The organism is Oceanobacillus sp. GQ8, assembly GCF_059758495.1.
The window spans coordinates 205,498-226,723 of sequence record NZ_JCAXEV010000001.1 but is presented as its reverse complement, the minus strand read 5'-3'; the positions used below and the strand labels follow the sequence as shown (position 1 = coordinate 226,723).

The window sequence follows — 21,226 nt, the reverse complement described above, 5'->3', positions numbered from 1 at the left end:
ACCACTGCACCTCCTTATAAAGTACGAATCTTAATAAATTCTCCATATTCACTCTCAATAGATTGTAATGATACCAGCATGCCCTCAAACAGGAGTTGTACCTGTTCTATGTTGTCCACTGCATTGGTGGGGATCTGGACATAAAGATATCCGCCATCCTCACCTTGCTCAATTTGTAAATCAGCATTACACAGTGTCATCACAGCATTAACTGTACCAATCGAAACTGCTGAGACTCCTGCACAAACAAGATCATAGCCATAAGGTCCACTATCTGCATGTCCAGAAAGTTTAAATGCGGTTATTCGATTGTCATTACGATAAATTGTTACCTGAATCATAGAGAAATACCTTTATGCATTGATTTTATCAATAACTAATTTTGTATAAGGCTGACGATGACCTTGTTTACGATGATAGTTCTTTTTAGGCTTGAACTTGAAAACTGTAACCTTTTTCTGACGACCATGCTTTTCAACTTTAGCAGTGACAGTTGCACCTTCAACATATGGTGCGCCTACTTTCACATCGTCTCCACCTACGAATAGAACTTTTTCAAATGTTACAGCGTCATTTGCATCTGCTGCAACTTTTTCTACGTAAATTTCTTGGCCTTCCACAACTTTAACTTGCTTACCACCTGTTTCGATAATTGCGTACATAATAACTTGCACCTCCTTAATTAACTCAGACTCGCCATTCAGGTACTCTCTCAAGAGTTTATCCAAACCTGTTCTGTGCGGTTGTAGCACTGGTGCTACGATGAATAACGTATTGATGTTACCATGTATTAACTAGGTTTGTCAAGGCATCACACGACAAATTCTCTATGTTTCAAGCACCTTTCTCTATAATTTCCCCAACATTTTGATGGTATTTTTTATACTTGAAATAGGCTTGCAAACATTCCTGTTCCTCTAATACAGTATGCCTACCATGTTTATCTGTCACATAGATGGTATGCCTCTTTTCTTGGCTAAAGCCAGAAAACACTCTCATTAAAGAGCTCTCAGGTGATACATACAGTGGCTTATGTTTCATTATCTTAGTCTTTTTTTCATAACGTTTTAGTAAAAACCGCATAAACACGTAATGACGTTGTTTCCATTCTGACTGGTTTTCCATAAATAAGAAGAGCGCGATAAGAAATGTGCTTAACGTAAAAGAAGGAAGTATTAGTTGTACAAGGAGAAAAACTACAGCTAACATCATAGAAAAGAGTATAACGATATGATAGGCTCGTTTGTATGGAAGTAATAGAGCAAGCAATAAAAACAATAGTTTTCCACCATCAAGTGGCCATAAAGGCAGTAAGTTGAATAATAGGATAGCTGTATTATAGTATAACATCAAATCAATTAAAGAAGTAGGCAACAAATCGCTATATGATAGAGCAAATATGCCTGCATAGATCCATATATGCTGCAGTGGACCGGCAATTGTGACGAGAGCTTCTTCGGCAATTGGCCTTGTCCCATGCTCGTCTGTTTTCATCACCCCACCAAACACCCAAAGCATAATGGTGCCAATTCTCCAATCAAACCATTTCGCCATCGTAAAATGCCCTAGTTCATGAATTAACACAATAAGGAGTATTACTGCCATTTCCACGAAAGTACCTGTCAAAAAGGATATGAAGAAAAAAGCAAGTAAGATGGGGTGGAAATGGATTTTTGGCAAGTAATTACTCACTATCGTCAACTTTAATTACCTGCACGGGATCAATATAGTCCTTATCTTTTTCAATGGCAAAATATACGGTGGTACTATCTGGCTGTGGCGTAAAATGTCCAATTGGCTGATTGCTCTTCACAAATTGGTAAAGATGAACATTCAAGTCACTAAGTTCCCCATACGTTGATATACTTCCATCAGAATGCTGAATCTTAATTGTTTTATTTGTGGAGCTATCATTCCCAGCAAACACTACAACGCCATCACGCAAGGCTGACACAGCAGAGGTCTCTTCAGGTGCTATCAGAATCCCAGTCCCATTAGCTTGGAAAGACTCTGTTACACTGCCGGATACAGGTAAAGCAAGTACTTCTTCTGTAACGCTTTCAGCATTGTCACCATTAGGGGGCACGGCCAACGGTGTTCCAAATGATTCCTGATACCATTGGTTAACTTTAGCAAACGGAAACTCCTCTGTGAGTACGCCGCTCGTCCACTCCTTTGGTGATTGCAATACTGGAGCATTAATTTCCCATACTAAGGCCACACCAAAAAAAAGCATGGTAGATAAAATTCCTTTTAGCAGAAAACCACCCATTACACTGTTCTTTTTGCTCCCTGTAGCTCCCTGACCATCGTATATGGGCAGATAACCATGCTTTTCTTCATCTTGTGGAAATACAGGTATTACCTGTCTTTTTCCAGCTTCTTTCACTGTTACCCCGCGAGCTTTCTTTCTTTGATTAATAGATTGCCTAACCTTTTTAACTCCATTATCCATTATCCTCACAATCCTTCTCATACTTTTGTACAAGTTTATGAGGGACAGTTGAGAGATATGTTAAAAACCTGAGAACACGAGTAATTGCTCGTGTTCTCAGGTTACTAGTTTACTATTATGCACGTATACCTAAAAACTTTTTCACTTTCTGAAAAACACCTTTTTCATCTTCAAGAGATTGAAGGGGAACCGTTTCACCGAGAATTCTTCTCGCAATATTACGATAAGCAATAGAAGCTTTTGAATTTGGCTGGAGAGCTACGGGTTCTCCACTATTTGATGCCTTTATAACATCATCATCGTCCACCACAATTCCGATTAAATCGATGGATAAAATTTGCACAATATCATCAATCTCAATCATATCGCCGTTTTTCATCATGTGGTTACGAATACGGTTAATAACTAGGAGCGGTGGATCAATACTTTCCTGTTCTAAAAGCCCTACAATGCGATCAGCATCTCTTACACTTGATTTTTCAGGAGTAGTTACAACAATTGCTTTATCAGCACCCGCTATAGCATTTTTAAATCCTTGCTCAATACCTGCAGGACAGTCAATAATTACATAGTCATACTCCTGCTTTAATTCTCCAACAATCTTTCTCATACCTTCTTCTGTAACAGCCGACTTATCACTTGTTTGAGCTGCTGGCAAGAGGGATAAGTAATCGAAACGCTTGTCTTTAATCAAGGCTTGTTTAAGTTTACAACGCTCTTCTATTACATCAACAATATCGTAAATAATTCGATTCTCAAGCCCCATCACAACATCCAAGTTTCGCAAACCAATATCAGTATCTATCAAGCATACCTTTTTATCCATAAGTGCTAAACCTGTACCTATATTGGCCGTTGTAGTGGTCTTCCCTACTCCACCCTTACCAGATGTAATAACAATTGCCTCACCCATTTTGCATTCTCCTTCCGAATCCGCTTATTTCGCTTTTATGTGAAAGAACTTGTAGTCGATCTATTATGATTTTATCTTGTTCTTCATCAATGAGACCACATTCCATATACACACCATCAGATTCATAATCTGGAGCACGACTGATATATTCTGCAATTCTAAGCTGACTTGGTTTCATATAGGAGGCTGTGATAAAAGCCTGCTTGTCACCATTAATGCCTGCATGAGCAATCCCATTCAGTCTTCCCATTATGTAGATATTACCTGTCGAAACAACTTTTCCTCCAGGATTTACATCTCCAATTAAAAGTAGGTCACCTGTAACCTCCAGCACCTGTCCTGAACGTATAATACGATTAACCGTTTTAACTTCACTCGCTTCTTGCCACTGCAAAGCTTCGTCTCTTCGGACCACATCGGAGACAATCGAGTCAATCGTAAACCTTTCATCCTCGGCAATAATTTTTCTCAATATTTCTTTCTGTTCTTCCTGTACATATCTATTACCTAGCTTCACTTTAACTGATACAACCGGTTCGTCATGCTTCGGACGGCTTGCATGTATTTTTTCACGCAATTCATTTAAAGCATGCTCAAAAGTACAGGAATCATCAACAAATAAAGTGAGTCCTTCCTTTGTACCCTTTATGGTTATAAACTGTTTTTTATCAAGCACGATTACTCACCTCATTACTGTTACCTTAGCAATAATTCAACTTACTATCATCTTTTCAAAAATCCGATCGTTACGAGCACTTCTTCAATGGTACAAGAGTAGTAGCACAATACTTTTTATAATGTATTACTTCTAGATAATTGTTCCTGCCCCCAAGTAGTGAGACGCTTTACTACAATAGGATAAAGAACGACCAAGAAAACAAGATTGGAAACAAGTGTTGGAAGTAACCGCATCATAAAGTAGTCCTTCCACATCATATCGTTTACTCCTGCAACCAAATAAATAACGTGGATAGAAATATCAGAAAGTATGACCGCTACAGCCCCCAATAAAATGCTGACATGAATATTTCCGTGCAACATTTTATTCAAAAGATGAGCAATATATATAGCTAATGCATAGGAAAACATATATACACCTAATATTCCCGTATATACCACATCAATTAACAGACCAAAAGTTAGTGCATAAATGATAGAAAAGTAAGTAGTCTCCTTATCATAAAAAATTGTAATAAAGACTAGAAATATAAGAACCCAGTGCGGCACAATCAGCAGATCTCCTGTCAAAAGACTTCCTGGTAAAAGATCCAGTGCCACACCTTCCATAACAAGAAATAGAAAGAGAATTAGTGGGAGGTATAGCCGCTTCATTCAGCCTCCTCCTCACTGTCTGCTGTGTCCTCTTCTTCATCCATGGCTCTGTCTACCACGATTACTTGGTTTATATCATACATATCGGCAGCTGGCTCTACTAAAGCAGTCCGAGTTAATCCATATTGATCTGGTACCACTTCTTTCACTTCACCGATTGGTAAACCAGAAGGAAATACACCACCTAGTCCAGAGGAGAATACTAACTCTCCTTCCTTAAGGTCTTTATCTGATTCCTCTATTATTCGGAATAAAAGGGAGCCAGATTCTTCATCATATTCTTCTATCATACCTCTTATATCTTTATCGTCCTCTTCACGAGAAACAGAGGCAGAGATCCGGTTAAATTGATCAAATCCCGTTAATAACTGTACCTTAGCAGTAGACGAAGATGTAGTAAGAATCTTTCCAATCATGCCGTCGGGTGTGATGACAGCCATGTTCTCAGCCACTCCATCATCTTTACCCTTATTGATCGTAACTTGTTCAACCCAACGTTCCGGAGATCGAGACATGACAGAAGCTTGGATTGGCGTAAAATTACGCAATTGATCCGATTCCTTTAGATCCGCAATTTCTCTCAGCTCTTCATTCTCCGCTTTTAATCCTTGGACTTCATAAATTAATCCTTTATACTCTGCCAATTTCTCTTTCAATACCTGGTTTTCTGTGTAGGTGTCACGAAAATCATCAATATTTGTAAAGATGTCGGTTATAAAATTAACTGGTGTGTGTACTACTTTTTGTGCAAATCCTACTGTATCAAGTACAAATTGTTCGGCAATCGTTAAATTCGCCCTGTCTCTTAATGAGAAACCAATCAAAGCAACAAGAACGATAAAGCCAATCAAAAAAATAAATAGTTTTCTTCTACGTAAAAATGACATCTTAACACCTGCTTAATCTATTGTAGGTCGTGATGATACATTCGGATGGGAACGGAAATGTTGAATGTAATCTAAAGATTTACCTGTACCGATTGCTACACTTTCTAGCGGGTCCTCTGTAACAAAAACAGGCATTTTTGTTTCATCACTGATAACCTGGTCAATGTTTCGAAGAAGAGATCCTCCACCTGAAAGAACAATTCCACGATCCATAATATCTGCCGCAAGTTCGGGTGGCGTCTTCTCGAGCGTCGTCTTTACAGATTCTACAATAGCTGTCACTGTATCTTCAAGCGACGTGGCAATTTCTTTTGCTGTAATCGTAATGGTTTTCGGCAATCCAGTTAACAGATCACGGCCCCGGATATCCATCTCATCGTCACCAGTAACTTCTCCGGCTGTTCCAATATCCATTTTAATAGACTCAGCAGAACGTTCACCAATGAGTAGATTATAATTCTTTTTAATATAGGAAATAATCGCCTCGTCCATATCATCTCCAGCCACACGAATGGATTGGCTCGTTACAACGCCACCCAATGAAATCACCGCTACTTCTGTAGTTCCGCCACCAATATCTACAATCATACTTCCAGTCGGTTCCCATACCGGAAGGCCAGCACCAATCGCTGCAGCAAATGGCTCTGAAATTGGAAATGCCTCTTTCGCACCTGCCTGCTTAGTGGCATCAATGACAGCTCTTTCCTCCACCATGGTTATTCCAGAAGGAACACAAACCATCACGTTTGGTTTTTTTGCAAAATAAGATCGATTTTTCATTGCTTTTTTTATATAGTATTTCATCATAACTGCTGTCGTATCATAATCAGCAATTACTCCATCCTTCATTGGACGAATAACTGTAATGTTACCAGGTGTTCTGCCAATCATATTGCGGGCGGAATTTCCAACTGCTTCCACATCACCTGTTTGAATATTTTTCGCTACAACAGAAGGTTCACGTACTACCACGCCTTTTCCTTTTACAAAAACCAGAGTATTGGCGGTACCCAAGTCTATTCCCAAATCTTGAGATAAATTAAAAATTCCCAATCAAATCTCCCTCTCCAAAATCACACTATATCGATTATTTATATGTTTTGTGCTGTCAGGTTCTTTACCTTCATTACATGCACGCACTTAAGACTGCCTGAGTAACAATCTTAATAGCGCCACTTTCAAAATAAAATCGAAAAATGGCGCTGTTTATATGTTCGTCAATATAATTATACGAGAAAATCCATAAAATAGATAGTATTATCCATGTCCTCTATTAGGATTTTTAACATGTTTCTATTACAAACGATATTATACAAACATATCTTTAATAAAGTAAGACAAGTTAGTTCGGTTGTATGTTGTTTTTTTCTTGTTAGTGTGGAGTTACATTTCGCTATGTATTGGCATGCGCTATGCTTATAATTATTTTTCTTTTATTCCTTTTCTATTGGTTTCTTGATATTATTTGTAATCGATCTGAGTTCAAAAAGTAATTGAACCCTCGAACCCAGACCTTTTTTGCAGCCCTGTAATATGCCAGAATAAATATGGTCGTCAATTTATTTCGATTCTAAAATGTTTTGAATTGTCTCTAACTGCCTTTCCAGATTCTCCAGCCTTTTTTCTAACTGCTCATCTTTTTTATTCTGTAAGGCTTCTTCTTCGATAGCTTCTTCAATAGCTAATGTTGCCGCATAGGTTCCTAATGCATCTCCTAATGTACTGAGTAATCCTGCGACCCAGGCGACTTTTAGACTTCCAGCAAGCGTTGCATCTTGTTCTGGTGTAGAGCTTTTGGCATTATTTCTGTATTTCTCATTCATGCGTCCTAACCCCTGTACAATCACATCTTATAAATAAAATATTCGAGTTGGGCATTTTCCGTTAATACTATTTAACATCTAATAATTAATTCTCATTAAAGTTCAATTAAACTTCTAATTGAAACATGTCAGGTTGGATTTGTTACGCTTAATCTTTATATTTACACATATCCTTTTTCTTTCAAAGAGACAAATTTTCGATCCCCGATAATAAGATGATCTAATAGCTCAATACCAATCATTTTTCCTGAGTCAACTAACCTTCTCGTTACATGGATATCTTCTTTAGAGGGGGTTGGGTCACCTGAGGGATGGTTGTGGATGACAATAATAGAAGCCGCTGAACGTTTGACTGCCTCTCTGAATACTTCTCTAGGGTGAACGATGGAAGCATTGAGACTGCCGATAAAAATGGTTTGCCTATGAATGACTTGATTCTTTGTGTCTAGGAAGAGAACAACAAAATGCTCTTGTCGTAAGCTACGCATTTCTTCCATGACATAATTCGCTCCGTCTTCTGGGGATCGAATGACATAACGAACATCCGGTTTGTATTGATTCATGCGCTTTCCCAATTCAATTGCGGATAAGAGTTGGACACCTTTTGCCGAACCAATCCCTTTAATAGCGGTCAATTCTTCGATTGTTGCATCGTGCAACAGTTTGAGCCCTTCGAAATGCATAAGTACACGATTGGAAAGGGCCATTACAGATTCAGCTTTCGTACCCGTACCAAGCAAGATAGCCAGTAATTCCTGATTTGATAGGTGATCAGCACCATACTCCAGCATCCTTTCGCGAGGGCGATCATTTTTGGGAACATTTTTAATCATAATGGAGGAAACTGTCATCGTCTATCATCCTTTCTTTGATATCCTCCATTATATATTTACTAGCGAGCAGAACAACTTAATAAAATAATATTTCCTTCATTAGTTTTTTTGGTAAACATGCATTTTCTACTAGATAAAATGGCTTATTTAAATAGGTTAATCATTAGATAATGTAATTGTTTATAGTTACTCTCTTATTACTTTTCCGCTGAATTCGTATAAAGATTCCACAACAAGAGTAGCTGATGTTGTGCCTTCTGTGAAGTTAAATCCTCTGCCAATTCCGCGCTATTTCTCACTTCTTCTGCAAGCGCACTGAATTGACCGGCTTGTTTGGGTATTGTTTGAGCCAACTTGTCCCATGTTTCTTTTTCAAAAGGGCGTTCATTAGAAAGTCCTTTTTTGGTTTCAATCCAGGTTTTTTGCAATTGCTCTAGCCAAGCTTTATTATCTTCTGATACATGCAACGTACCTGCTCCAGTACTCCATTCCTTCACATAAAATTCTAATCCGTCCTTGGTCATCTCGTCCCGAAGCTGTGTTGCCCCCTCTTTATCTTGTGCCATACCTGCCAGGAGATAGAATTGATTCTCTTTCTCCCACAAAATGGTCGATACCCCGGCTTCTTTATATGTTTCAGCCCACTCTGAAGCATTCTCTCTCCCTGAAAACACACCTGCTTGTAAAACAAAAGCATTCACTGGTTCTAGTGCTACTTCGGCATTGCTACTTTCCTCATTAGCTGTTTCTAATTCTGCCGGAACTGCAGCACTACCATTTGTTGGTAACTCCGGATCAATCGTGCCAAACATTCGAAGCATGATAATTCCTAATAGTGTCCCTACCCCCAATGCAGATGCAATGGTAAGCAAAACAGGCTTAAGAGCCCCCCAACGTTTGGACTTATTTGATTTGGAATTAAATTCATTTGGGATCTTTCTTTGAAAAAGCGGTACGTCCTCATTATCCTGCAGTCTCTCCACCGATGCTGCTGCTTCTTCCTTGGATCGGGGGTCAGACAATTTACTTGAAGAGGTATTTATTTTCACCTTAATCTGCTTCCCGTTTTCCCACAACACGACCATTTTGTCCTTGTCCACATTTTCCCCTCCGTTACTGGAATGGTAGTTACACACACTCTAGCATACGTAGGTTGAAAAGTAAGAAGAATCTTGTCACACTATCAAAAAAAACTTTAGACATAAATCGCCGTTTCAAAACGTAGCTAATCAATTTTTATCGACTGACTTTACCTTTTAGAAATATCGAAAAAGCCTTCAACCTGCATAATAAAATGAAGAGAGCCGGTAATGAAATACACAGCGTTTGCATCATTCATTGCGTTAACCGCTTCACGCCATGGAACAAAGTACAGAGAAGGATCTTTAATAAGAAAAGATTGAAGTTCATCTTTACTAGCTGCACGAGGATGATCGAACGTTGTTAAGGTTATCGTAGCAAAATAAGACCGCAGTTTGTCTAGCATTCTCTCCACGTCTTTGTCCTTAAAAACACCAAACAAAAGATGTCTTTCCTTACTCGGATAATAGGTCTGTACAGAAGAAAGAAAAGATTCAATTCCGTCTGGGTTATGTGCACCATCCAAGATCACCTGCGGATCATGACAAACTTGCTCAAATCTTCCGGGCACTCTTGTATGCTTCATAGCGGTTAGGGCAACAGGTAGATCCATCATATAACCTTTTTGCTTAAGTAGTTTTATTGCCTTTACTGCTAAAGCAGCATTTTCCGCCTGATGAACGCCTTTCATTTGCAGTTGCAATGTGCGAGTCATAGTAGAGCCATCCTGCCACGTCACATGCTGTATATCGTTTTTAATTACTGGTGTACGAATGGTAAAGTGGTCGCCGAGTTGATAAAGATCTGCTTCACACCTGTTTGCTTCCTCTACAATGACGCGATTTGCATTCGGCTTCAGATCACCTGTAATAACAGGTATTCCTTTTTTTATAATACCTGCCTTATGGTAAGCAATTTGCTCTATACGTTCACCCAAAAAGCTAGTATGATCCATAGCAACATTTGTTATAATGGATAGGATCGGTACAAAACAATTTGTGGTATCCTCTCTACCACCCATACCAGCCTCTATAACAGCAATATCGGTGTGCTGGGAAAAATAAAGACATGCGATTGCTGTCATAATCTCAAATTCTGTCGGATGCATATCCTGCTCATCGAGTACTTTAATAACTGGGTAGAGTCTATTTAACTCTATAATGAACTCAGCTTCCGTGATTGGTCTGTCTTGCAACCAAATATGCCCCGTTACAGTTTGACTAGGCGATGAGAATAGCCCTGTTTTGTAGTTATTGGCTATAAGTGCGTCTTTTAAGAAATGAGAGGTTGATCCTTTGCCGTTCGTACCAGCAATATGAATAGCTTTCATCCGTTTTTGAGGTTCGCCGGATAGTCTCAATAGTGCTTGTATTCGCTCAAGGCCTGGTTTGATTCCAAAGGTTTTTCTTTGTTCAAAGAAATCAACCACCTGGTCAAATGTTGTAAACATATATATCCCCTACCTATAGTGTATTATGATAGTTTAAGTTCTAGTAATTCTAAACTAGAATTAGTATAGCAGAAAGGAGCATTCTCATGAATTTACACGGTTGGATCGTTTATAATGGAAGTCTAAAAGGTAACAAGTTTCTCGACTTTGCTGAATGGATACAAGAGGCAGCCTTAAAGCAAGGGAGTTCCACAACTATCTATAAAAATAATGAGTTGCTTGTATCATTACAAACAAATAAAATAAAAATCTTATCTGATAATTCGCCATCATTACCGGATTATGTCGTTTTCGCTGATAAGGACATCTATCTGGCAAAGCAGCTGGAATTACTTGGAATTCCTGTATTCAACCGGTCTTCTGCAATTGAGGTAAGTGATGACAAAATCGCTACATTTCAGCAGCTGTCCCAATACGATATTTCACTGCCGGCTACTATTGTAGCTCCAAAGGTATTTATGAAAGACAATACTCATTTAGAGGACGTACATATCATTGCCAAAGAGCTCGGCTTTCCTCTAATTATTAAAGAAGCTTTTGGGTCATTTGGCGAGCAAGTTTATTTAATACATGACGAAGATGAACTACACAAAAAGGTACTTGAACTTCAAGGAAAACCATATCTTTATCAAGCTTTTATTTCTTCCAGCTACGGAAAAGATCTTAGGCTTCAAGTAGTCGGTGATCATGTGGTTGCTGCCATGAAAAGACAAGCATCGAACGACTTTCGCGCTAATGTATCTGCTGGCGGCACCATGCAAGCTTACACACCTTCAGCTCAAGAAGAAGAACTAGCTATTACCGCGACCAAGGCAATAGGCGCAGATTTTGCTGGAGTGGACCTTCTATTTGGCGAAGACGGACCCCTCGTATGTGAAATTAACTCTAACGCCCACATACGTAGCATGTTTGATTGCACTGGAATAAATGTTGCCGACTATATGGTGCAGTATGTTTTAGAAGTTATTAAGAACGGAAGAATAAGGAATAGCCATGATTAATGGGTGGCTTATTTATGATAAAGAAAAAGCAGAGGAAAATCGCTCTTATATAGACTGGTTTATAGCAGAGGCTTCCCAGCAAGATGTCTTGCTTTCCCTAATTTACAGAGAAGATCTCCTCATTGGGATAAGTAATGATCAGCCCATAATAAAATGGAAAGGTGAGTTCGTCTCCTTTCCAGACTTTGCCGTTATAAGAACAATTGATACATTGTTAAGCAAACAACTTGAGTTCATTGGTATTCATGTCTTTAATTCATCTGCAATATCCTATATGGCGAACAACAAGGCAATGACCCATCTTGCTATACAACGATTAGGTATTCCAATGTTAGACAGCTTTTTCCTTAGAAAAGAAGATGCTTTGCATGGGCAACCTCCTATCGATTTTCCATTTGTTTTAAAAGAACCGCATGGTAGAGGCGGGTCCCAGGTATTCTTGATCGAGGATATCTCCATGTTCGATCAATCAATCCCTTACATTGATTCTGACTATATGGTGATACAGTCATGTAAGGTACAACTTGGTAAAGACATTCGTGTATTCGTAGTTGGGAAAAAAATAATCGGGGCAGTCTTGCGAAAGAGTGACAAAGACTTCCGTGCCAATTACAAACTTGGTGGATCTGCTGAAGCTTATATATTAAGTGAGAAGGAACAAAGCCAAATTGAAAAAATCATCGCTTCATTTGAATTTGGAATGGTTGGCATCGATTTTTTATTGGATGAAAAAGGAACCCTTCTGTTTAACGAAATAGAAGATATTGTTGGTTCGAGGACACTTAGTGCTGTAAGTGATGTCAATATTTTAAAGATCTATATTCAGCATATTAAAGATGAATTGAACAGGAACCAGGCTGGAACAGAAGAATTTTTTTAAAAAAGAAATCCGAACTACGATTGTTTTTCACTCAATCTAGTTCGGACTTTCATTTGCTTTAAGAAGTGAAAAACCAATCAGCGAAGTGTATTTCCGGAGTGATAATTAAAGATCCTATATCACGTCTAGTTTTTCACTGATTAGAAAAACTCGCATTCGCTCGTCCTTTAGCGAATGTGTACGTTTTTCTTATACTTGGAACCTTAAAATTTCAACTGCGTCGATTTTGCTTCCTTGCTGAAATTGTATCTTTCCTAACGTGTAAAATAAGTTATGTCACGCCCTCTTTTACTTAAAGTTATTTCAATTCCTGTAATCTTGCTTTCACTTTGGCTTGCTTATCTAAATAATCTTTTTCTTTCTGTTTCTCTTCTTCTACTACATGTTCTGGCGCCTTGCTGACGAAACCTTGATTCGCTAGCTTTTTCTGAACACGTTCCACTTCTTTCGTCCATTTAGCCAACTCATTTTCAAGCCGCTCTATTTCTTTTTCGAAATCAATTAATCCTTCAAGTGGGAAGAAAAGCTCCGCTCCAGTAACAACCGAACTCATAGCCTTCTCAGGTACTGAAACCTTCTCAGCTATCTCTAACTCACTTGTATTACAAAAACGTTCAAGATAATGACGATTATGTTCCAACTCTGCTGAAATCGCAGCTGATTCGGTTTGGATACGTAGTTTAATTTGTTTAGACATTGGTGTGTCTACTTCAGCTCGAATATTTCGCACTGATTTGATGATTGAAACGAGACGTTTCATTTCATTTACCGCTTGTTCGTCATCAAATGCAGGATTTTCTTCTGGCCATTTTGCAATGGTGATAGAAGTTCCTTCATGTGGTAACTGTTGCCAAATTTCTTCTGTAATAAATGGCATAAATGGGTGCAACATACGCATCGTCTGATCTAAAACATAGGCAAGTACAGAGCGAGTTGTTTTTTTCCGGTCTTCATCCTCACCATATAATGGTAGCTTTGCCATCTCAATATACCAATCACACAAATCATCCCATATAAAGTTGTATAAATGACGGCCCGCTTCACCGAACTCGTATTTCTCATTATTTTTTGTTACATGCCCAATTGTCTCATTAAGTCTGGCCAGTATCCATTTATCTGCTAGAGATTTTTCCCCTGACAAATCAATATCTTCATACGTAAAGCCTTCCATGTTCATTAGTGAGAATCTCGAAGCATTCCATACTTTATTGGCAAAATTCCAAGTTGATTCAACTTTTTCCCAATGGAAACGCAGATCCTGCCCTGGGGTAGACCCTGTTAATAAGAAGTACCGTAGAGAGTCTGCTCCATATTTTTCGATGACATCCATTGGATCAACACCGTTTCCAAGGGATTTACTCATTTTACGGCCTTCTGCATCCCGTATTAATCCATGAATTAATACGTCATTAAAAGGTTTAACGTCGGTGAATTCCTTCGATTGGAATATCATTCGTGCGACCCAGAAAAAGATAATGTCATATCCAGTCACCAATACACCTGTTGGGAAATATCGTTTAAAATCGTCCGAATCTGTATCCGGCCAGCCCATTGTAGAAAATGGCCATAAGGCAGATGAAAACCATGTATCTAAAACATCCTCATCCTGTACCCAGTTTTCACTGTCTTTAGGAGCTTCTTTGCCAACATATAATTCATTTGTTTCTTTATGATACCATGCAGGTATTCGGTGCCCCCACCATAGCTGACGAGAGATACACCAGTCACGAATGTTATCCATCCAATTTAAATAGGTGCGCTCAAATCGATCAGGTACAAAATTAACTTTATCCTCTGTTTGTTGCATTTCCACAGCAGCATCTGCCAGTGGCTGCATATCTACAAACCATTGGGTAGACAGGTAAGGCTCTACAACTGCCCCACTTCTTTCCGAATGTCCCACTTGATGAGTATGGTCTTCTATTTTAAATAGCACGTCCATATCCTCAAGGTCCTTCACAATCTGCTTTCGGCAATCAAACCGATCTAAACCTTCGTATTTCCCAGCCTTTTCATTCATTGTTCCATCCTCGTTCATGACTAGGATTCTTTCCAGATTGTGTCGGTTTCCAATTTCAAAATCATTCGGGTCATGTGCGGGAGTTATTTTAACAGCTCCTGAACCAAATTCTCTATCCACATAATCATCGGCAACAATTTCTATCTCCCGACCAGTAATTGGTAAGATAACTTTCTTACCAATTAAATGGCTATAGCGTTCGTCTTTCGGATGTACGGCAACTGCTGTATCACCAAGCATCGTTTCAGGCCGTGTGGTGGCTATTTCAATATACTCTTCACTATCCTTAATTGGATAACGTAAGTGATAAAATTTCCCCTGTACTTCCTCGTAAATAACCTCAATATCTGAAAGTGCAGTTTTGGTTTTCGGGTCCCAGTTAATAATATATTCGCCACGATAAATCCAGCCTTTTTCATACAGTTTAACGAACACTTCTTTAACTGCCTCTGACAATCCCTCATCAAGCGTAAAGCGTTCACGAGAATAATCTAATCCTAAGCCTAATTTTTCCCATTGTGAACGAATAAAATCTGCATATTCGGATTTCCATTCCCAAGCAGTTTCGAGAAATTTCTCTCTACCTAGCTCATAGCGGTTCGTTCCTTGTTCCTTTAGCTTCGCTTCTACTTTAGCCTGAGTAGCGATGCCAGCATGGTCCATACCAGGAAGCCATAGTACATCATATCCTTGCATTCGCTTCATTCTTGAGATCGTATCCTGCATGGTCGTATCCCATGCATGGCCAAGGTGGAGTCTTCCTGTTACGTTAGGTGGCGGAATTACAATAGAATAGGCTTCTTTCTTAGAATCCTTCCCTTCTGCTTCAAAATACTTTCCATCTAACCAAAATTGGTACCTGTTTTCTTCTACTTCCTTCGGGTTATACTTTGCAGACAGTGCTTGTTTTTCTTGTTCACTCATACTTAATCCTCCTTTTTCCATTTAGAAAAAATAGCAATCGCTAGTCGGTTAACGATCTGTACGTTTTTCTTATACTTGGTACTTACATTTTTACCTACGTCATCACTTCTACCCAGCTAAAAATTTTATGCTTTTTAACGTAAAAAAAACCTTTTCATCCTATAGAAAGGACGAAAAAGTTCTAATTTCCGTGGTACCACCTTTGTTTACAGGTCACATACAGACCTGTACACTTCATTAATTGATAACGGTTCGTAACCGGCATTCTCCTACTAACGTAAGCGTTCAAAGATGCAGCATCAGGAGCGACCTTCCAGAATACGCTCAGCCGGGAAACTTTCACCATCTGTTTCCCTCTCTTTAGACAGCTCATTCTGTACTCTTCTCCATCATCACTATTATAATATCTAGATACATTTTATAGTTAAGCTGTATTTACGTCAACTATTATTTAGCAGGGTTGCACAATCACCCTATGTTTATACATAGTATATTAAAACACACACCAAAAGTGAAGGGTAGAAAGGAGAAGATTATAATGGCCCGTTATTACCGGTATAAACTCCCACCATGGGCAAGAAACTGCTTATTTGTAGCCGAAAAGGTCACATTACCTATCCTGATATTTCAGTTAGTCCGCACATTATTTTTTCCGACTACATTTGATGTTTTTTTACTTGGTTTAATCGTTGGGGTCTTTATAGCTTTTTATTTGGAATGGATTTAGCTATCTAGATCATCAAAATTAACTGTTTCATGCTCCTTTTCCACATAATCAGACCATTGTAGGCCAAAAGTTAGCTGTCTGTATGCACGTTGTAATTGTCTCGTTCTTGCTAACATTGTTTGGTTTGAAGGGTCTTCAAGATATTCTTGAACTAACCGAAAATAGGAAGATGGGTGCAGTAAATGGATTGTCAAAAGCTGTAACTCTTTTTCAGTTAGTTCATTTTCCTTTATGTAAGAATGAAATTCCTCTGTATAAGCAGTTATTGGAGCATCATAATCAAGCGTTTCGGAACGATAAAAACGCACTAAATCCATTGTAGCATTCTCATATCGTGCTTGTTCCCAATTAATAAGCTGGGCATTGTTATGATGCACTATATGTTCTCTGCTTAACTGCCCATGACAAAAACTACTATTCCAGGTTACTTGCTCATCGTTGGACACATAAACAAGTTGGTCCAGGCGTTTATTCAAAACTTGAAACACCATGTCAATATCGCGAAACTGTGAGCATACCAATAATTCAAATGGAGACATATAGTGGCTGCGCTCAAAACGATCAACCGTTCTGTTTAATTCATTAAAAAGTGTTTCACAAGCCTGCTTGTATGTACCAAATTCACGAACGAAAGTGTCTTTTTCAATTTGTTTAGTCTGTTTCGTTTTTGCATGCACAGCACCAAGGTTGCTATAAAAATCGGCAATGTTTCGTTCCTTGCCTCTACCGTTATCTTGGTCGACCCATGGACTAAGATAATAAAAGCTTCCGAGATGTTCCTGATATAGTTGACCATTTCTTGTCATATATACTGGCAAAATAGCATGTAGCTGATGATACTCAGCCAATTTAAACGACTTTTCCCAATTTGCGATCGTACTGGAAGACAGCTTGCTTTCTTTTAGTGCATAGCTGCGATTTCCATCGCTTATCTTCCATAAACGTTTCGTAACCTTTTCTATAGTCAACGGGTATACAGAATACGACTGCAATATATTTTCGGCTTCCATTCTAGCTCACCACCTTAGAGGAATCGTTATTCCCGTCTTTGCTCATCATTCTATCTAGTAGAGATTTATACTTTCCTAACTTGTAAATAAGTACTACCCCTTGTTTTTAACCAAGGGGCAGTGAATTAAATTTATCTCTTCTTTGGAATGTATAACAGCTGTCCCTCCGACACTTCAAACTCATCATCGAGCTGGTTTTGCTTGATAAGTTGTAGAGTTGTAACCTGATAGCGCTCTGCGATAGATTCGATTGTATCCCTTTCTTGCACGATACAAAGACGCATCTTTGTATATTTTTCCTCCTCACTATCACGGAACATGTCTGATAGGTAGCTAACATCCTGAACAGGATCTTCACGGTTTTCTGAACTATCCTGTACGTCATACTCTACCGTCGATTCTTCCCAATCTTCTTCGTTTTCTTCTACATCTAATATCTCAGATTCAGATTCACTTTCACTGTTACTTTCTTCTGGTGCAGATTTGTTAAAAAACTCACTAAAGGACTTCGTTTCTTTATATTTCCATCTGCCTTCTTCTGCTTCTTCTTTACTACCATCATCCAACTCTTTTTTAAGCTCTGGTATTTCAGGAGGAGTAAAAGGAAAGGCTTTAACCTCTTCTAATGGCTCTTCCTTTTCTTTTAACTCAAACTGGAAATCCAATTTTTCTCTATCTAAGAGAGACTCGTCATCTTGTGTTTCCTCTTCTTCCCTTTCTTCATTGCCTGTTTCATCTGGCTGTTCATCCTCTTCTTGCGTCTCAAATGAATGAGCTGGTTGTTCCGTGTCATCTCTTAATTGTTGCTCTGAGTTCGCTACTTCTTCCTCGTTTGCTTGGTCTATTTCACTTCTCGGTGTTTCCTTTATTTCACTTATCCCATATATCTCAATGGTAGAATACAGCTTAAGACTACTTTCATCTGGAATCTCGTAATCAAAGGAATCGATATAGACCGACACATCATTAAGATTGTGTACGCGATAGGTAGGTACAGAAATTTCCACTGGGAAACGGTGGGTAAATTCCACTCTACCATCTGGGTATTCTTCGACTTTTTCAACAAAACGCTTTGCTTGATAGTCTTCTAGTTCAATCGTATCTTCTTTCTGAGAAGCAACCTTTTGATATTCCCCTTTTAACTCAATAACTCCACGTATGGAAATGTATTCATTAAAAGGCTGTATCGAAATATCAGGTTCTAACGAAATGCCTTTCATCTCCGCGACTTCCTGACCTCTTTCAAAAGAAAGAACTTCATTCAATTCAAAACTAAAAACTGAGCGATCATTTGACACCTAGCTTCCTCCCTTCAACATATTCCATATGTTTATATGTCTTATTCATCTATATGAACGACAAATTAGGGATATGCTTGATTTAGCCGATTCGATCTATCCCCCCAAAAAAAGAATGGACATACCAAGTAAAAAAGTGTAGAAAAATTCCCATTCAAACGCTTATAAATGAATAATCATTCATTTCAATTAAAATGTAAAGCCGTGTGGACTCGACTTCTCAAGGAATTCGAATAACACACGGCTTTTCTGTAGCAAAGTTTTATAATTATTTTTTTATTGACGCAAAGGCATGGTTAACAGCACTAATTGTTTTTTCAATATCTTCGTCAGTGTGTGAAGTAGAAAGGAATAATCCTTCAAATTGCGAAGGTGGGAGGAATACTCCCTGCTCCATCATCGCTCTATAATATTGAGCAAAAAAATCTAAGTTGGCTGATTGTGCAGTCTCATAATTAATTACCTCTTGATCAGTAAAGAAGACACCTACCATGGAACCCGCCCGATTAATTTGCAGTGGGATGTCATGGGCATTCGCAGCATCTTTAAACCCTTCCATCAAGCGATCAACTTTTTTATTTATTTGCTCATAGGAGGATTTGTCTAGAGCACTAAGTGTCTCCAGGCCTGCCGTCATTGCGAGTGGGTTACCTGACAAAGTACCTGCTTGATAAATTGTGCCCGTTGGAGCTACCTTTTCCATGATTTCACGCTTCCCACCGTAAGCACCTACTGGCAAACCGCCTCCAATTACTTTCCCAAGGCAGGTTAGATCAGGTGTCACTCCGAAATGGCCTTGAGCACAATGGAAGCCTACACGGAACCCTGTCATAACCTCATCAAAGATAAGAAGTGTACCATTTTCTTCCGTGATGGTACGTAAATCCTGCAGGAAGGAATCCTGTGGAGGAACAACACCCATATTTCCGGAAACCGGTTCAACAATTACCGCAGCAATATCATCGCCAAATTGTTCAAATGCATAGCGAACACTTTTCATGTCATTATATGGCACAGTAATGGTATTCTCTGCTACTCCTTTCGGTACACCAGGGCTATCCGGTAGACCTAATGTTGCTACACCCGATCCTGCTTTAATTAGTAAGGAGTCACCATGTCCGTGATAATTCCCTTCAAACTTAAGAATTTTGTCTCTTCCGGTATACCCTCTAGCAAGCCTTAAAGCACTCATGGTAGCCTCTGTACCAGAATTAACCATTCTCACCATTTCTATAGATGGCACACGATCAATAACCAATTGTGCCAACTCATTTTCGAGTAAAGTAGGGGCACCAAAGCTTGTCCCTTTTTCAACGACTTCTCTTAATTTACTAACTACTCGGTCATCTGCATGTCCTAATATAAGGGGCCCCCAGCTAAGTACATAATCGATATATTCATTTCCATCAATATCATAAATTCTGGAACCTTTGCCTGATTGCATGAATACAGGTGACATGCCAACAGATTTAAATGCGCGTACAGGAGAATTCACTCCGCCGGGCATTAAATCAACTGCTTCTTTGTATGCATCTTCTGAATTTCTTAAATTAATCATATCGAATCAATCACCTCTATTGAATTTTATCCTGTCCCGCAGGTAGCTCTTACTTTTCATTCAACCATTTTGCTACATCTTTTGCAAAGTATGTGATAATTAAGTCAGCGCCTGCACGTTTCATAGAAGTTAATTTTTCCATCACAAGCTCTTTTTCATTAATCCAGCCATTTAATGCAGCTGCCTTTACCATGGAATACTCCCCACTCACATTATACGCCACTACGGGAACATTCGTATTGTTTTTAACATCACGGACAATATCCAAATAAGAAAGGGCCGGTTTCACGATTAAAAAGTCTGCACCCTCTGCAACGTCCGATTCGGCTTCTCTCAATGCTTCCTGGCGGTTTGCAGGATCCATTTGGTACGTTTTACGGTCCCCAAATTGTGGCGTACTGTCTGCTGCATCACGGAAGGGGCCATAAAATGCTGAAGCATATTTTACGGCATAAGACATGATTGGAATATTTGTATAGCCCGCTTCGTCCAACGCTTGTCGAATGACAGTTACAAAACCATCCATCATGTTAGATGGTGCAATAATGTCTGCACCTGCTTCAGCCTGTGATACAGCTGTTTTCGCTAAAAGTGGAAGAGATGCATCGTTGTCAACATCATGATTATGAATTAGACCGCAATGGCCATGTGACGTGTATTCACAAAGACATGTATCAGCTACAACAAGGAGTTCAGGATAGACTGCTTTTACCTTTCTCGTAGCTAGTTGTACAATTCCTTCAGCAATAAATGCGCCTGTTCCTTCTTCGTCCTTTTCGTTCGGTACACCAAACAACATAATTGCTTTAATTCCTAACTCATGGATCTCCTTAAGTTCTTCTTCTAAACGATCAAGGGTTACCTGAAAAACGCCAGGCATGGAAGGAACCTCGTTTTTAACATTTGTTCCTTCTAATATAAATAAAGGGTATATAAAATCATCGGTGCTTAATTTTGTCTCCCTTACTAATGAACGCATTGAAGCAGAACTACGTAGCCTGCGATGTCGTTTAAACTCAGATGTATTTGACATAT

Annotated in this window: 21 protein-coding genes and 2 other annotated features; of the genes, 3 read left to right on the top strand and 18 right to left on the bottom strand. The window is 39.0% G+C overall.

Features of this window, described 5'->3' with window-relative positions; genetic code table 11:
- Positions 1–14: 14 nt before the first annotated feature.
- The 13 genes from AC6CHS_RS01205 to AC6CHS_RS01145 all read right to left on the bottom strand — a co-directional run bounded on the left by AC6CHS_RS01205 (position 15) and on the right by AC6CHS_RS01145 (position 10,773).
- Entirely contained in the window at positions 15–341 is a 327-nt protein-coding gene (locus AC6CHS_RS01205) for a ribosomal-processing cysteine protease Prp (RefSeq protein WP_498233660.1), read from the bottom strand.
- A gap of 12 nt (positions 342–353) precedes the next feature.
- Positions 354–662 (bottom strand): 50S ribosomal protein L21, encoded by a 309-nt coding sequence (gene rplU / locus AC6CHS_RS01200; protein ID WP_036572291.1) that lies wholly within the window; start codon positions 660–662, stop codon positions 354–356.
- Positions 663–679: 17 nt separating this feature from the next.
- Positions 680–755, bottom strand: a sequence feature (ribosomal protein L21 leader region).
- A 79-nt stretch (positions 756–834) separates the two neighbouring features.
- Entirely contained in the window at positions 835–1,692 is an 858-nt protein-coding gene (locus AC6CHS_RS01195; protein ID WP_498234534.1) for a M50 family metallopeptidase, read from the bottom strand.
- Positions 1,685–2,455: a peptidoglycan DD-metalloendopeptidase family protein gene (locus tag AC6CHS_RS01190; protein WP_498233659.1), complete on the bottom strand. Its 771-nt coding sequence runs from the start codon at positions 2,453–2,455 to the stop codon at positions 1,685–1,687. Before AC6CHS_RS01190 ends, AC6CHS_RS01195 begins: the two co-directional genes overlap by 8 nt.
- A 115-nt stretch (positions 2,456–2,570) precedes the next feature.
- On the bottom strand, positions 2,571–3,368 hold the full coding sequence (gene minD, locus AC6CHS_RS01185; RefSeq protein ID WP_036572282.1) for a septum site-determining protein MinD: 798 nt from the start codon (positions 3,366–3,368) through the stop codon (positions 2,571–2,573).
- Positions 3,361–4,044: a septum site-determining protein MinC gene (gene minC / locus AC6CHS_RS01180; RefSeq protein WP_498233658.1), complete on the bottom strand. Its 684-nt coding sequence runs from the start codon at positions 4,042–4,044 to the stop codon at positions 3,361–3,363. Before minC ends, minD begins: the two co-directional genes overlap by 8 nt.
- 116 nt (positions 4,045–4,160) lie before the next feature.
- Positions 4,161–4,700, bottom strand: coding sequence for a rod shape-determining protein MreD (mreD, locus tag AC6CHS_RS01175; RefSeq protein WP_498233657.1), 540 nt, complete (start codon positions 4,698–4,700; stop codon positions 4,161–4,163).
- Positions 4,697–5,587, bottom strand: a complete 891-nt coding sequence (gene mreC, locus AC6CHS_RS01170) for a rod shape-determining protein MreC (protein ID WP_498233656.1) — start codon at positions 5,585–5,587, stop codon at positions 4,697–4,699. Before mreC ends, mreD begins: the two co-directional genes overlap by 4 nt.
- A gap of 12 nt (positions 5,588–5,599) precedes the next feature.
- A complete protein-coding gene (locus AC6CHS_RS01165; protein ID WP_036572273.1) occupies positions 5,600–6,640 on the bottom strand; it encodes a rod shape-determining protein in 1,041 nt (346 codons plus the stop codon).
- A gap of 506 nt (positions 6,641–7,146) precedes the next feature.
- Positions 7,147–7,410, bottom strand: coding sequence for a hypothetical protein (locus AC6CHS_RS01160; RefSeq protein WP_498233655.1), 264 nt, complete (start codon positions 7,408–7,410; stop codon positions 7,147–7,149).
- A gap of 161 nt (positions 7,411–7,571) precedes the next feature.
- Positions 7,572–8,261, bottom strand: coding sequence for a RadC family protein (gene radC / locus AC6CHS_RS01155; protein ID WP_058949373.1), 690 nt, complete (start codon positions 8,259–8,261; stop codon positions 7,572–7,574).
- Between the two features lie 179 nt (positions 8,262–8,440).
- Entirely contained in the window at positions 8,441–9,343 is a 903-nt protein-coding gene (locus tag AC6CHS_RS01150) for a hypothetical protein (protein ID WP_498233654.1), read from the bottom strand.
- Between the two features lie 149 nt (positions 9,344–9,492).
- The gene (locus AC6CHS_RS01145) at positions 9,493–10,773 is read right to left on the bottom strand and encodes a bifunctional folylpolyglutamate synthase/dihydrofolate synthase (protein ID WP_498233653.1); all 1,281 of its coding nucleotides are present in this window, start codon (positions 10,771–10,773) and stop codon (positions 9,493–9,495) included.
- Positions 10,774–10,859: 86 nt separating this feature from the next.
- On the opposite strand from AC6CHS_RS01145, the gene AC6CHS_RS01140 reads away from it, so the two are divergent.
- Both AC6CHS_RS01140 and AC6CHS_RS01135 read left to right on the top strand, forming a co-directional pair.
- Entirely contained in the window at positions 10,860–11,774 is a 915-nt protein-coding gene (locus AC6CHS_RS01140) for an ATP-grasp domain-containing protein (protein ID WP_498233652.1), read from the top strand.
- Entirely contained in the window at positions 11,767–12,654 is an 888-nt protein-coding gene (locus AC6CHS_RS01135) for an ATP-grasp domain-containing protein (protein ID WP_498233651.1), read from the top strand. Before AC6CHS_RS01140 ends, AC6CHS_RS01135 begins: the two co-directional genes overlap by 8 nt.
- 298 nt (positions 12,655–12,952) lie before the next feature.
- Here AC6CHS_RS01135 and AC6CHS_RS01130 read toward each other — a convergent pair whose 3' ends face one another.
- Positions 12,953–15,598: a valine--tRNA ligase gene (locus tag AC6CHS_RS01130; RefSeq protein WP_498233650.1), complete on the bottom strand. Its 2,646-nt coding sequence runs from the start codon at positions 15,596–15,598 to the stop codon at positions 12,953–12,955.
- A 163-nt stretch (positions 15,599–15,761) separates the two neighbouring features.
- Positions 15,762–16,000, bottom strand: a binding site (T-box leader).
- A gap of 136 nt (positions 16,001–16,136) precedes the next feature.
- Between AC6CHS_RS01130 and AC6CHS_RS01125 the strand changes: the two genes are divergently transcribed.
- The gene (locus AC6CHS_RS01125) at positions 16,137–16,325 is read left to right on the top strand and encodes a YszA family small membrane protein (RefSeq protein ID WP_058949379.1); all 189 of its coding nucleotides are present in this window, start codon (positions 16,137–16,139) and stop codon (positions 16,323–16,325) included.
- On the opposite strand, the gene AC6CHS_RS01120 is transcribed toward AC6CHS_RS01125, so the two are convergent.
- The 4 genes from AC6CHS_RS01120 to hemB form a co-directional block, all read right to left on the bottom strand.
- Positions 16,322–17,335 carry a phosphotransferase gene (locus tag AC6CHS_RS01120; RefSeq protein WP_498233649.1) on the bottom strand — a complete coding sequence of 338 codons (1,014 nt, stop codon included), beginning with the start codon at positions 17,333–17,335 and terminating at the stop codon, positions 16,322–16,324. The genes AC6CHS_RS01125 and AC6CHS_RS01120 overlap by 4 nt on opposite strands.
- Before the next feature lie 131 nt (positions 17,336–17,466).
- On the bottom strand, positions 17,467–18,633 hold the full coding sequence (spoVID, locus tag AC6CHS_RS01115; RefSeq protein WP_498233648.1) for a stage VI sporulation protein D: 1,167 nt from the start codon (positions 18,631–18,633) through the stop codon (positions 17,467–17,469).
- A gap of 268 nt (positions 18,634–18,901) precedes the next feature.
- On the bottom strand, positions 18,902–20,191 hold the full coding sequence (gene hemL / locus AC6CHS_RS01110; RefSeq protein WP_498233647.1) for a glutamate-1-semialdehyde 2,1-aminomutase: 1,290 nt from the start codon (positions 20,189–20,191) through the stop codon (positions 18,902–18,904).
- 49 nt (positions 20,192–20,240) lie between these two features.
- A complete protein-coding gene (hemB, locus tag AC6CHS_RS01105; RefSeq protein WP_498233646.1) occupies positions 20,241–21,224 on the bottom strand; it encodes a porphobilinogen synthase in 984 nt (327 codons plus the stop codon).
- Positions 21,225–21,226 lie beyond the last annotated feature (2 nt).